General features: G+C 60.3%; 15 protein-coding genes and 1 tRNA gene. 7 read left to right on the top strand and 9 right to left on the bottom strand.

All coding sequences use genetic code 11. The features are described 5' to 3' along the window. Positions 1 to 153: 153 nt before the first annotated feature. From NKI85_RS36220 to NKI85_RS36185, 8 genes are all read right to left on the bottom strand, one after another. On the bottom strand, positions 154 to 243 hold the full coding sequence (locus NKI85_RS36220) for a potassium-transporting ATPase subunit F (protein ID WP_352780616.1): 90 nt from the start codon (positions 241 to 243) through the stop codon (positions 154 to 156). 341 nt (positions 244 to 584) lie between these two features. Further along, on the bottom strand, positions 585 to 2,072 hold the full coding sequence (locus NKI85_RS36215; protein WP_352532358.1) for a hypothetical protein: 1,488 nt from the start codon (positions 2,070 to 2,072) through the stop codon (positions 585 to 587). A gap of 74 nt (positions 2,073 to 2,146) precedes the next feature. Next, positions 2,147 to 2,848, bottom strand: a complete 702-nt coding sequence (locus NKI85_RS36210) for a class I SAM-dependent methyltransferase (protein ID WP_352532356.1) — start codon at positions 2,846 to 2,848, stop codon at positions 2,147 to 2,149. Next, a complete protein-coding gene (locus NKI85_RS36205) occupies positions 2,829 to 3,890 on the bottom strand; it encodes a glycosyltransferase family 2 protein (protein ID WP_352780614.1) in 1,062 nt (353 codons plus the stop codon). Before NKI85_RS36205 ends, NKI85_RS36210 begins: the two co-directional genes overlap by 20 nt. 154 nt (positions 3,891 to 4,044) lie before the next feature. Beyond that, positions 4,045 to 4,227, bottom strand: a complete 183-nt coding sequence (locus NKI85_RS36200) for a hypothetical protein (RefSeq protein WP_352532352.1) — start codon at positions 4,225 to 4,227, stop codon at positions 4,045 to 4,047. Then, positions 4,227 to 4,409 (bottom strand): DUF3606 domain-containing protein, encoded by a 183-nt coding sequence (locus NKI85_RS36195; protein WP_352532350.1) that lies wholly within the window; start codon positions 4,407 to 4,409, stop codon positions 4,227 to 4,229. Before NKI85_RS36195 ends, NKI85_RS36200 begins: the two co-directional genes overlap by 1 nt. 142 nt (positions 4,410 to 4,551) lie before the next feature. Then, on the bottom strand, positions 4,552 to 4,830 hold the full coding sequence (locus NKI85_RS36190) for a DUF982 domain-containing protein (protein WP_352532348.1): 279 nt from the start codon (positions 4,828 to 4,830) through the stop codon (positions 4,552 to 4,554). Positions 4,831 to 4,903: 73 nt separating this feature from the next. Further along, positions 4,904 to 5,134: a hypothetical protein gene (locus tag NKI85_RS36185; RefSeq protein ID WP_352532346.1), complete on the bottom strand. Its 231-nt coding sequence runs from the start codon at positions 5,132 to 5,134 to the stop codon at positions 4,904 to 4,906. 881 nt (positions 5,135 to 6,015) lie between these two features. Between NKI85_RS36185 and NKI85_RS36175 the strand changes: the two genes are divergently transcribed. The 5 genes from NKI85_RS36175 to NKI85_RS36155 all read left to right on the top strand — a co-directional run bounded on the left by NKI85_RS36175 (position 6,016) and on the right by NKI85_RS36155 (position 9,407). Continuing rightward, complete coding sequence (locus NKI85_RS36175; RefSeq protein ID WP_352532344.1) at positions 6,016 to 6,441, top strand: cupin domain-containing protein; 426 nt, start codon at positions 6,016 to 6,018, stop codon at positions 6,439 to 6,441. A 121-nt stretch (positions 6,442 to 6,562) separates the two neighbouring features. Continuing rightward, positions 6,563 to 7,162 (top strand): YdeI/OmpD-associated family protein, encoded by a 600-nt coding sequence (locus NKI85_RS36170; RefSeq protein ID WP_352532342.1) that lies wholly within the window; start codon positions 6,563 to 6,565, stop codon positions 7,160 to 7,162. Positions 7,163 to 7,621: 459 nt separating this feature from the next. Continuing rightward, on the top strand, positions 7,622 to 7,978 hold the full coding sequence (locus NKI85_RS36165) for a hypothetical protein (RefSeq protein ID WP_352780611.1): 357 nt from the start codon (positions 7,622 to 7,624) through the stop codon (positions 7,976 to 7,978). 190 nt (positions 7,979 to 8,168) lie between these two features. Beyond that, entirely contained in the window at positions 8,169 to 8,576 is a 408-nt protein-coding gene (locus NKI85_RS36160) for a hypothetical protein (RefSeq protein WP_352532338.1), read from the top strand. A gap of 378 nt (positions 8,577 to 8,954) precedes the next feature. Continuing rightward, positions 8,955 to 9,407: a cupin domain-containing protein gene (locus tag NKI85_RS36155; protein WP_352532337.1), complete on the top strand. Its 453-nt coding sequence runs from the start codon at positions 8,955 to 8,957 to the stop codon at positions 9,405 to 9,407. Between the two features lie 121 nt (positions 9,408 to 9,528). Here the strand turns inward: NKI85_RS36155 and NKI85_RS36150 are convergent. Then, positions 9,529 to 9,618: transfer RNA gene (locus tag NKI85_RS36150), tRNA-Ser, on the bottom strand. Between the two features lie 461 nt (positions 9,619 to 10,079). On the opposite strand from NKI85_RS36150, the gene NKI85_RS36145 reads away from it, so the two are divergent. Then, positions 10,080 to 10,403 (top strand): hypothetical protein, encoded by a 324-nt coding sequence (locus NKI85_RS36145; protein ID WP_352532335.1) that lies wholly within the window; start codon positions 10,080 to 10,082, stop codon positions 10,401 to 10,403. A 73-nt stretch (positions 10,404 to 10,476) separates the two neighbouring features. Beyond that, a complete protein-coding gene (gene msrA, locus NKI85_RS36140) occupies positions 10,477 to 11,139 on the top strand; it encodes a peptide-methionine (S)-S-oxide reductase MsrA (protein ID WP_352532334.1) in 663 nt (220 codons plus the stop codon). Positions 11,140 to 11,288 lie beyond the last annotated feature (149 nt).

The raw sequence follows: 11,288 nt of genomic DNA, 5'->3' as shown, positions 1-11,288 counted from the left end.
CCAGAATTGGCGACAGGAATGTGCGCTCGCCGCTGAAAACGCGATGCATGTAGCCGCCGAGCGGCTTCGCCAGCAAAACGACGATCCCGCAATAGACGAGGATCTGCAGCCATCCGGTGATTGTCATGGGGGTTGGCTCCTTGCCAGCGGAGATCAGAAGCGTTCCGGGCAAACGAGGGCGTATGTCAGGTAAGCGAGAAGGAACAGGGTCACGGTGCCGCCGAGGATATAGTCGAAGAGCATGTTGCGATCCCTAACTTACAACTTGTCGCAAGCTTTGATGTAGCCGAAGCATAGAGCAAAGAACGAGATTCCAATACCGACAACAACGATGTCCATCGTGCATTTTCCTTATATTTAGTTTGTTCTTGTCAACTGGGACAATACTGTCCGAGCCCGTTCGCCTGATCATATCGGCGGCCGGATACATCGCTCTGGCGAATATGGATCAAAGTGCCATAAAGGTTCGAGACGGGACGCGGAGCAAAGAAATTAAAATCCCATAAGGATTTTACTGGCGCCGCCTCGGCGCTGGCCGCAGCTTCAGGAGGGAGGTGCGCACCGGCGCGCGAAGTTGCCGGGATTCAGTCTGCGCGGGTATAGATCACCGCGTAATGGTCCGCATAGGCCCGCTTCCAGCCCAGTTCGTCGAAGAACGGAATGCGGCTGTCGTCGGCGGTCAACAATGCCCAGCCTATCGCATATTTCTCGAGTTGGGCTTTCAGGATCGGCTTGCCCCGGCTGTGCCCCGTCTGCTCATCCGTTTCCGTAAAGCCATTCAGGAAAAGCTGATCCGCCCGGCCGTCGATATATGTCTTGATGCCATGGAAAATCAGCGTGCCGCCGAAATCATAGGAGTTCAGCAGATTGCCCGACAAATTGTGGCTTTCGGCGAATGCCAGCGCGTCCCTCGCCGAGGTCTTCTGGCTCGGCACGACCGGATAGGCCATGAAGGCCGCAGCCGCCAAAACCGGCAAAACGGCAATTCCAGCGCAAACTTTGGAAAAATGCCGCGCGAAAAATTGTTCGAGCCCGTCGCGCTTTTCCGCCGCCCATCTCGCGGCTGAAAATGCTGGATATTGTTGCGCGACCTCGACCGCAAGGACGACCGGGACAAGAAGAAAGAACAGGTACATGAACCGTATGTGGGTGAGATAGACGTGCAACGCGAAGACAAGGAACAGCGCCTTGGCCCAGCCAATGCGCAATCTCGACACGAGCAGCCCGAAAAACGCCATCAGCAGAGCCACCTCTTGGAGGGTATGCCGCGAGGCGTCGAATGGCTGCCACTCCGTAATGTAAGGCACCGCCTCATTGCCATAGGCCACCGTAAATGTGGCGAGTATGGCCTTGATGCCATAGGGATTGAGCAGGCTGACCAGCGGGCAAAGCAGCCCGAAAGCGATCCACTTGGCCAGCAGCCGGGGGTTCGAGAAGCGCGTGCGCATGAGGAGATCGAGGCCGGCGAAGGCGGCGATGACGAAACCGAAGGTGAAGGTGGCATGGAGATTGGCCCACAGGCAAAGCAACGCCAGCAGCCATAGAGGCGGCGCTTTCTCGTTGCGCGCGGCTTCGAAAAGACCGGCGGTCCAGACGACGATGATGGGTAAGGTAAAGATGTGGGGTCGGGCGACATAGATTGGTCCGATCAAAAGCGCGAGAACCAGCGTCAGTCCTATCGCCAGCGTCGGCTTCAACCACGCGCTGAGATACCACGACATCAAGAAGACCGTCAGCGCGATCGCTGCGACCGCCAGCAGCACCACGCCGTTCCAGCCACCCGCCTTGTAGGCCAGCGCCAGCAGGACCTGACCAAGCCATTCTTTGGCGATCCATGGGTGGCCGGCAAAGGTGTAGGAGTAGGCATCGACGGTCGGGAATGTGCGGCTTGCCAGCAGATCCGTGCCGACCTTGATGTGCCACCAGCTGTCTGGGTCCTGCAGCAGCGAGGTGGCGAAGCCAAGGAGCGCGGCCGCTATCACGACCGCCGCCAACAGGCAAAACACCAGGCTTGCGCGTTGAGTGTCTTCTGTCGCCAGCCTTGCCTCAGGGAATGCCAGTGTTTCGCGCATTGCTGTTCCTGAGCTGCTGTAGCGTGAAAAGGTTCCAATCAAGGCATCATTCCGCCGAGCCCGTCCGTGGACGCTCAACGTACGGGCTTGACCGCATGCACGAAATACTGGGCGCCAAGGGGAAGACTGGTGAGGAAGCGCTCGAGCGGCCGCAATCTTGCAAGCAGGCGCGGGAAGAAGATGCGGTAGACGATATCGAGCCCGGAGAAGCCCGCAGCCGCTATTCGTTTGCGCATTTGCGTTGCGTCGATCAGCACGGCGTTCTCGTCGAAAGCACAGTTTCGCACCGCGTGCCTTGTCAGCGGGTTCCATGGATTGTGTTCGAACAGAAAAAACCTGCCGCCATTGGCCAGCACTCTCTCGATCTCCTTGAGCAAGGAGACATGGAGGTTCTCGGGGATGTGATGAAAGACGCAGGCGGCAAAGGCGACATCGAAACTGCCGTTCTCGTAAGGGATCGTCTCGCCGTCGAAATGCCGGAACTCGGCCTGGTCGGGAAAACGCCTGGCGGCGATGTCGAGCGAATCCTGCGAGGGATCGAGCAGGACAATTTCGCTATCGGGAAATGCCGCGCGCATCGGCCCCAGCGAATTTCCGACGCCGGCGCCAAAGTCAAGTATCCGTCGCGGCTTGGCACCGGATCGAGAGAGCACTGTGGCCACATCGTCGATCTTGTACCGCGCAAAGAAATCCGGCGTTTCGCCGCTCAGTCGGATGCTTGCCGCATGCTGCTCGTGATATTCGCGCGCGAACTGGTCAAACTCGGCCTGAAGCACGCGTGGCCCCCTTCGTTGGCTCCCGGGTCAGTCCCTGGGCCAACTCCTGCAGACGATGGACGGGCAACTTCTCGGCGGCGGGATCGTGGGCAGCAATCTCGTTTATCAGATAGAGAGGGCGCCGCTTGGTCTCCATATACATGCGCCCGAGATATTCGCCGAAGATACCGAGAACCAGAAGCTGGACGCTGCCGAGGATCAGGACGATTGCTGCCAGGCTCGTCCACCCCGGCAGGACGCTGCCGATGAACCATGAGAACAGCGTGTAGCCGAGCGCGACGAGACCGAGAATGCCGAAGATCATACCGAGATGCGAGGCAAATCGCAGCGGCACGATAGAGAAGCTGGTCATCGCATCCATGGCCAGAAGCACCATTTTTCTCAGCGAATAGTGCGTGGCGCCGGCGAAGCGCTGATGCCTTTCATAGGGAAAGGCCACCTGCTTCAATCCGATCCAACTCACCATGCCGCGAATGAAGCGGTAGCGTTCGGGCATGGCGTTGAGGTGATCGAGCGCCCGGCGGCTCATCAGGCGGAAATCGCCGGAATCAAGGGCCATGTCGACGTCGACCATCTTGCGCAGCAGACGATAGAACAAGGCGGCCGTGGCCAGCTTGAACCAGCCTTCTCCCTGGCGCTTCAGCCGCTGGCCGTAGACGACATCGAAACCCTCATCCATCCTTGCCATCATCGCTTCGAGCAATTCCGGCGGATCCTGGAGGTCGGCATCGAGGATGAGGATTCGCTGGCCGCGGCAGAATTCCAGCCCGGCGCTGAGCGCGATCTGGTGGCCATAATTGCGGGCAAGGTCGAGGCCGACAATGTGGCTATCCTGGTTGGCTAGCTCGAAAATGGCCTCTCGGGTGCCGTCGGTCGCCCCGTCGATGACCAGGACGATCTCGTAGGAAGCGCCAACCTGCTCGCGGCAAGCGGCGGTGACGCGCCGGTGCAACTCGGCGATACCGCCGATCTCGTTGTAGCAAGGCACGACGACGGACAGCGCAACCACGCGCCGCGCCGCGCTTTTCCCTGTTTGTGCCAATAACCCAGCTCCCGTCATCAAACGGGGAATAGGCCAAATTTGTTAGAAAACCGATAAGCTGCAGGATTACGGCCACAACCCTTGTGCCGCGCATCTAACCGGCTGGCGCGTTCGAGCGTCAAGTTGCGGGCGACGGGCGAAGACCTTCGGCGGCTCAGCCCTCGGCCTTGAAGTTCTTGGCTTCCTTCTCGACCTTCGGGCTGTCCTTGCCGTGCTTGCGTATCAGATCCTTCGCCTGCTTCGGCGAAACGTCGGTGGTCTCGGCCAGGTGCAGGGCTTCCTTGTCGTCCGGATCGCGCTTCTTCTTGTCGGCCATTGCGGCTTTCTTGTCAGCCATTACAACGCTCTTATGCTCTCGGCGATTTCGTTCAGCACCTTGCGGTCGGTGCCGTGGCGCTTGATCAGCGTGCGTGCCTGATGCGGGGTAATGCCCGCTTCCTCGGCGAAATGACGTACCTCATAGTCTTCGCCGCGAGCCGAGCGGTCGCGGCTGTCGGTCCTGGTTTTGTCATCGGCCATGGCAGCTCTCTCCTCATCTCCACGAGAGCATAACGGGCAAGATTTCCGGGAGTTCCTTCGTGTCGCCCAATAGCCTGCCCTTCGGCATGACCCGGCATGCGCGGCGGTTTCGGGACGACGACATGCTCAAGAGACGACACGTTCAAGACGAGGGCTTGGCGCCAGGCCGGACTTCGCGCACAAACAGGCTGGCTTCCTTGGCGGCAGCAGTGAATGCCCGTCGGGCGCTGCCAACCGCCCGCCGCTGCTCCATGGCGTCCATCATCGCTTGCAAGGCCGAGCGATATTTCGGCCCGCGCTTTTCGTCCGGCCACTTTTCGACCAATAGCGATGCGGCCTCGACCGCCCGCGTCACCGTCAGGATGCGTCCGTTCCGCCCAGTCTCTATTGTCACGGGAACGTCGAATTGTTCATCACGCATGGCACCATTCCACAACTCAAGCGAGATAAGTTTTGCGGACTGAACGGTGCAGCCTGGTATTCGTTCCTGATATCTAACGGGACCGATGGTCGAACACGACCCCCATGGTCCTACCAACGGCCGTCATGACGATAAGCTCGACCAGATCGTCATCGCTGTCGCAGCACGCCGGGGCCGTCCGGCGAACGACGTCCAGCATCGCCCTCGTCGATATGGTGTCGCCAGCGCCGAATCTTGAAAGCGCAGATGAAACAAGCTCTTGGGCCGTCAAGTCGGCGACAGTCACCCTCTGCACCACGTTCATTGGCTTCCTCCCGCCATGAACCCTCTCCCGGGAGAATGATACGCCGAACGTCGCGTTTCGCCAGCAAAATGGTGGTCCTACCAGCGCGCGGACGGCGACCGAAAATCGTCGGTTTTGCGTGAGGCAATCCGGGCGCGAGGCGGCAGCGCTTTTGTGCCATGCCACGTCGCCAAAGACCCATCCCGACGGCCGGGATGGGTCTCAATTTTACTTGGCAGCTTGATCTGCTCGGTTGCCGCCGAAGTCAGCACGGCAAGAGCGCGATCACGGTTGCGGGCAGGACTAGGCGGCCAGGTCGCTCGGAAGCTTGCCGCCATTCTCGGCCAGTTTTTTTATCAGTGCGTCATGCAGCCATAGATTCATTGTTACGGTCGAGAATGGAGGCGATGTCCGGGGCAGAGGACGGCGCGGACTGCGTGGCCGGAGCCGGAGTTGCAGCCGGGCCGGATCGTGTAGCCACCGTCGGCTGGGGGGCCGTGCTCGAAGCAGGCGCGGCGGAGGGTTGCGCCGGCGGTGCTTCGGCCGCAACCGCGCTTCCGAAAATCGCACCTTTGATACTGTCGAAAATGCCCATTGCTATCTCCTGTGTTGCCTTGACGGTCGGTGAGGCGACCGTTGCCGAATGCCGCATTGAGCGCCCTGGTTGTACCGGACCACGAACGCAACGCAGGGGCAACTCCAAACTGGCTAAAAGGTAAAGGCTTGGTTGCGTTGTGAAATCGGCCCGGCGATCCGAGCCGGGAATAGAGCGTGCCGGATCGCAGCCCGGGAATCGTTACGTGCAATGGGCGAGGGGAATGGTTGGCAGCGAGTTTTGCTGACGCAGACCAGAAAAATCATCTAGGTTTTGTGTTCGCAATCGCCGAGAGAGGAACGAAGCCATGACCGCAGTCGTCGCATCCGACAGGCTCGAACGTTCGCCGGTTTGGGCAGAGGACGACCCGTCGGTCAAATGGGCCGGCGCCTTCGCGGTTTACGGCGGGCACGGCACCACCCAGTCCTCGGTCATTGTCTACGAGATCGAGCCCGGCAAGCGGCTCGGATGGCACACCGACGCCACCGAGGAGACGCAATACATCATCGCCGGCACCGGCGAGCTGCACATGGAGGGCGGCACCACCCACCCGGTCGGGCCCGGCAGTGTCCTGGTGCTCCCGACGCCGATCCGGCACGACCTCGTCAATACCGGCACCGAAACCCTGCGCGCCGTCGCTTTCTTTGCGGCGGCAATGTTCACGCAGACCTTCGACGACGTCATGCTGCCGCCGAAGTCCCATGTCCTCGGCACGCCCAATCGTGCAGGCTGAATGCGGTGCCGGCAAGAACCATCAGGCCTGCGGATGGCGGCCTCGGAGCTGAGATGAGCGTGCGCGCGGCAGGCAAGCGGCTTGGCGTCGTTATACGTCTGCGTCGCAGGCGGACAGTCTGATGGCGCCCGTCAAGGTCGACCCCGCCAAGGTGCGCGAGTTCAGGGATGCCGGCAGCTTCAATGCCTGGCTGCGCGAGCACCACGACAGCGAGAATGAACTGTGGATCAAGATCCATAAGCTCGATTCGGGGCTGCCGTCGATCACGCCGAAGCAAGCCATCGACGTGGCGTTGTGCTGGGGCTGGATCGACGCGGTGCGCAAGGCGTTCGACGACAAAAGCTACCTGCAGCGTTACACCCCACGCGGCAAAAAGAGCACCTGGAGCCAGATCAATATCGACAATGTCGCCCGGCTGATCGAGGAGGGCCGGATGACCGAGCATGGGCTGAGGCAGCTCGAGGCAGCCAAAGCCGACGGCCGCTGGGCGCGGGCCTACAAAAGCGGCAAGGGCATGAAGATCCCCGACGATCTCCAGGCGGCAATAGACGCCGAGCCCAAGGCGAAAGAGATGCTGGCAAAGCTCAGCGAGCAAAACCGCTTCGCGCTCGCCTTCCGCACCCACAACATGAAGACCGAAGCCGGACGCAAGAAGAAGATCGCGGCGTTCGTGGAGATGCTGACGCGCGGTGAGACGATTTATCCGCAGCGCAGAAAGTGACATCTGACGAGGCGTGCCGGCGCTGCGTCTTGTGCTTGTCCCTGTCGGCGAGCCCCGATGCGGTCGGATCGCAGCTCAGGCCCACCGTCGATCCTGGCGATGTCGCAGACGATTGTTTTCGACGAGCGTCGCCTGGCATTTCGACACCATCTCTCATTCGTTTAGTCGATGCAGGAACAAAGCTCCGTCCCCACAGTCGGCATACGTATATTAGCAGGCGCTGTTATGAGGTTTTTGCCCATTCAGGAGCCGACTGGCACGTGGGCCGCGTTTGATACGACCGTGGACGTGCCTACGGACTTCGCTGGCAGTTGCCTTATCGGCTTGCCGCGGGCGCGGGCGGAGTGGCTCGCAGCAAGAGCCAATCGAGATGCGGCAAAAAGCACTTCGATTTGCCGGTCAGCTGCCGGGCCAGCACAAGCCGCGGTTCTTAGACTTAGACCGTTAGGAGAGATTTCGATGGTGCACGAAAAGGTAATGGCGGCTGCGTTGGCAGCCAGGAACCAGGAAGCGGACATTCGTGGTGTCTTCGACATCACCAACAAAACCGACGCGGCAATTGGCCCCCGCCGATTGGGTGAGGCTATCCACTTTGTCGCCAATGCACCTATCGTTGGCTACGATGTTCACGCCGCCGTCATTATGTACGGCCCACTCGGAACCCCCCAGCCTCAGAGCAACAGATTGCGCACGGCTGTGGGAGAAGTTTGGCGAGGCCCGGCTGCAACAGTGACGGGGAGACCTTTGGGGCGTATGGGCACCACCATCGTGCAGGACACTTCCCTAGTGAGAACGACATGGAAGCCTGGCGGGTGATATTGCAATTAAATTAGCGTGAGCGCATATTTTTTGCCGGCCGGTCTCGCGAACCGGCCAGGCCCGGCGGCCGGCCGCCAATGGGTCGTCAGGCCAACAACAAATGGTTCCGCAGGCCCGACGGTCCCCTTGGCAAGATCACCGGGACCAAAGCATGATGCGGCGGCAAAACGGGTTTGGGAGAAATGACATGCCTAAAGTTTCGGAGCTCTTTTTCAAGACAGCCATCGTCTTTCTTATTCTGGGAATTGCAGCCGGCCTGCAGATGGCAATTTCAGGAGATCACGGGGCGTTTCCGGCTCACGCGCACATCAACCTGCTGGGATGGGTCACCAGTGCAATATTCGGTGGCTACTATGCCCTGAACCCGGCGAAGGCTGCCCGCAGGACGGCGATGATCCACTATGGCGTCTACAATCTTGGCCTGGTCGTGATGCTGCCGGCGCTTTACCTGATGCTGGAGGGAAATCCGGCGCTTGAGCCGATCGTCGCCACCGGTTCAATGATTGTCGCTGCCGCCGTGCTGATCTTTGCCTTCGTGGTTTTCTCCGGCGAAACGGCGCGCTCAGTCTCAGGAATACCCGCAGTTCCGCGCTAAACCGTCGCGATATTGCTGAGCCGACCAAAAGCCCGCGCCTCTGACGAAGAACGCGGGCCGATCGGTGATGCAGCCCGATCCGCAGTAGGAACCCGGAAGGGACCCACTGCTCAGCGGCAACTATCCGCTAGTGTCCCATTTGACGAAGATGCCGGGCGCGCGAATCTCAGCGGTCTAAGGGCAGCACCGGTCAACATGCGATACGAACGCACCTACTGGATAGTGCCGAAATTCCAGATGTTCAACGCCAAAAACGGAAGGATCGCGCATCCCCCGTTCGGAGGATGCCGTCGTGCCTCTGCCTTGGTAGGCCAATAGGTTTAGTGGCTCAGCGTTCATGCTAAGCGCCATCCTCTACGAACGAAATGGAGAGATATCATGCTCAAGGTCGCCTCGGCTCTGGCACTGCTGTTTATCGGGACAGCGCCCCTGTTGGCTGATGACATGCCAATGAACGCGGACAGTATCAAATGGGCCCCTGCTCCTGCTGTCATTCCTGCTGGCGCCGAGATAGCTGTTATTGCTGGAGACCCCTCGAAGGATGGGCCTTATGTGCTGCGGCTAAAGACGCCCGCCAGCTACAAAATTGCCGCACATAATCATCCCACCGCGGAATATATAACGGTGCTTTCCGGTAACTTTCATATCGGAATGGGCGACAAGCTCGACGAGGCGAAAGGCATCGAATTGACTGCTGGTGGCTTCGGCGTTGCGCCGGCCGGAATGAATCACTTCGCGTGGACGACAAGCGATACGATTATCCAGGTTCATGGCGACGGGCCGTTCGCGATCACCTACGTCAACCCGGCGGACGATCCGAGCAAAAAGTGACAGTTCGATACTTGGCCTTCAGCGTTCGAATGCCTCGCGAAAGCTTCAACCAAGGCCTAGACTCGAATCCGCGAGTATGTTCTGCAAAGAGGAATATTATTCAATTATTTCAATTTAGTAGTGGCGGAGAGAGCGGGATTCGAACCCGCGTTACGGTTTCCCGTAAACACACTTTCCAGGCGTGCGCCTTCAACCACTCGGCCACCTCTCCATCCTTTAGCATTTTCGCCGCGGCCGGTTTCGCCGCGCGGGTTGGGGAGATGCATCTCCCTTGGGATTCCGGCCGGAATTCCGGCCGTGGGCGCCGTCAACCAGCGGATACCCTTCCCCGCCCCCGAGCCGTCAAAGCAACAGGTGCGGGGCTCATCTAGTCGATCCGGTGCCGAATGCCAAGACATAACGGCACTGTATTCGCTTTGCCAGATAGGGATGCCCTGGCCTACCGCCGGCTCGCCGTTCTCGAGGCAGCAGCAGTCGACCAATGTAGGCAGCAGGCTTGCAGTCGGCACGCGATCGGCGGCGGTGTCTTCGCCGTCCAGCGCGCGACCGGCTCCGGCACAAACAGGCGGCGCAGGTTCAACTTCGCGTGTCGCGATTGCGGACAGAGCGCGTAGATCCTATTTAACAGTCCGACACGACATTCTGATAAACTCCTGGGGAGGAAGGGTCTGGATGTTCCGCTTCGTCTTCCGTCTCGCCGCAATGATCGCGCTTTCGATTTCGGTCATCATGGCCGTGCTCGACGCGACCCGCTCGGTGGCGGCGTCGGCACTGGTGATGACCCCGCTCAACACCAGCTGGCTCGCCGTCTCGCCGGATACGCGCAGCGCCTTCGAAAGCTTCGTCCGCGACAAGGTCAACCCGCTGCTGTGGGACGGCGCCATCGCCTGGGTGCTCAACCAGCCCGGCTTCGCCGTGTTCGCGGCGCTGGCCTTCATTCTCTATGCGATCGGCTACAGGCGGCAGCGCCCCACCGGGCGGTTCGCCGCGACCTGACATTTCCAAGCGTTCCCGGACCGAGCATTGCCGGATCAGGGAAGGCTCAACTAAGAAGAAAAGGAAACCGCACATGTTTCTCAGCGACATGCTGAACAAGAAACTCAACCTGCCGAAGCCATCCGAGGCGCTGCCCGGCCGCGACCGGCCGATCCCCACGGCGTCGAAGCACTTTGTCTCGAACAGGCCGCTCAAGGGTCCCTATCCCGAAGGGCTGGAGACGGCGATGTTCGGGCTGGGCTGCTTCTGGGGCGCCGAGCGCCTGTTCTGGCAGATCGAGGGCGTCTGGGTCACAGCGGCCGGCTATGCCGGCGGCGTCACGCCCAACCCGACCTATCAGGAAACCTGCACGGGCCTGACCGGCCATGCCGAAGTCGTGCTTGTGGTCTACGATCCGAAGATCGTGTCCTATGCCGAGCTTTTGAAGCTGTTCTGGGAAAGCCACGACCCGACGCAAGGCATGCGCCAGGGCAATGATGTCGGCACCACCTACCGCTCGGCGATCTACACGTTCAATGACGCGCAATACCAGGCGGCGATCGCCTCGCGCGATGCTTACGAGGCCTCGCTGCGCGGTGCCGGCCGCAGCAAGATCACCACCGAGATCGCGCCGGCGCCGGAATTCTACTTCGCAGAGGAGGACCACCAGCAATATCTGGCCAAGAACCCCTACGGCTATTGCGGCCTGCAGGGAACCGGCGTCACCTGCGCCATCCCGGCCGCCGTCTCCGCCTGATTTTATGCCCCTGACGCAAGGAACATGCTGTGGGGCCCCGGAGAGGGGCCCCCCCCCTAAAACAGTATAATTTAAAAAAAAGCCAACCCACCACACAACGCCCCACTGGCGAAGTGCTGGTGTTGGTTAAAAAAAAAAGAGGGGGGGGG

This window comes from Mesorhizobium sp. M0571 (assembly GCF_040320985.1).
GTDB lineage: Bacteria > Pseudomonadota > Alphaproteobacteria > Rhizobiales > Rhizobiaceae > Mesorhizobium.
This window is presented reverse-complemented; position numbering and strand designations above follow the sequence as displayed.

What these genes read in the sequence shown, in the direction of transcription:
- NKI85_RS36195 (WP_352532350.1), bottom strand. Translation starts at nt 4,409, where the DNA reads ATGGCCGATGACAAAACCAGGACCGACAGCCGCGACCGCTCGGCTCGC.
- NKI85_RS36175 (WP_352532344.1), top strand. Translation starts at nt 6,016, where the DNA reads ATGACCGCAGTCGTCGCATCCGACAGGCTCGAACGTTCGCCGGTTTGG.
- NKI85_RS36170 (WP_352532342.1), top strand. Translation starts at nt 6,563, where the DNA reads ATGGCGCCCGTCAAGGTCGACCCCGCCAAGGTGCGCGAGTTCAGGGAT.
- NKI85_RS36165 (WP_352780611.1), top strand. Translation starts at nt 7,622, where the DNA reads ATGGTGCACGAAAAGGTAATGGCGGCTGCGTTGGCAGCCAGGAACCAG.
- NKI85_RS36185 (WP_352532346.1), bottom strand. Translation starts at nt 5,134, where the DNA reads ATGAACGTGGTGCAGAGGGTGACTGTCGCCGACTTGACGGCCCAAGAG.
- NKI85_RS36190 (WP_352532348.1), bottom strand. Translation starts at nt 4,830, where the DNA reads ATGCGTGATGAACAATTCGACGTTCCCGTGACAATAGAGACTGGGCGG.
- NKI85_RS36215 (WP_352532358.1), bottom strand. Translation starts at nt 2,072, where the DNA reads ATGCGCGAAACACTGGCATTCCCTGAGGCAAGGCTGGCGACAGAAGAC.
- NKI85_RS36200 (WP_352532352.1), bottom strand. Translation starts at nt 4,227, where the DNA reads ATGGCTGACAAGAAAGCCGCAATGGCCGACAAGAAGAAGCGCGATCCG.
- NKI85_RS36155 (WP_352532337.1), top strand. Translation starts at nt 8,955, where the DNA reads ATGCTCAAGGTCGCCTCGGCTCTGGCACTGCTGTTTATCGGGACAGCG.
- NKI85_RS36160 (WP_352532338.1), top strand. Translation starts at nt 8,169, where the DNA reads ATGCCTAAAGTTTCGGAGCTCTTTTTCAAGACAGCCATCGTCTTTCTT.
- NKI85_RS36220 (WP_352780616.1), bottom strand. Translation starts at nt 243, where the DNA reads ATGCTCTTCGACTATATCCTCGGCGGCACCGTGACCCTGTTCCTTCTC.
- NKI85_RS36145 (WP_352532335.1), top strand. Translation starts at nt 10,080, where the DNA reads ATGTTCCGCTTCGTCTTCCGTCTCGCCGCAATGATCGCGCTTTCGATT.
- msrA (WP_352532334.1), top strand. Translation starts at nt 10,477, where the DNA reads ATGTTTCTCAGCGACATGCTGAACAAGAAACTCAACCTGCCGAAGCCA.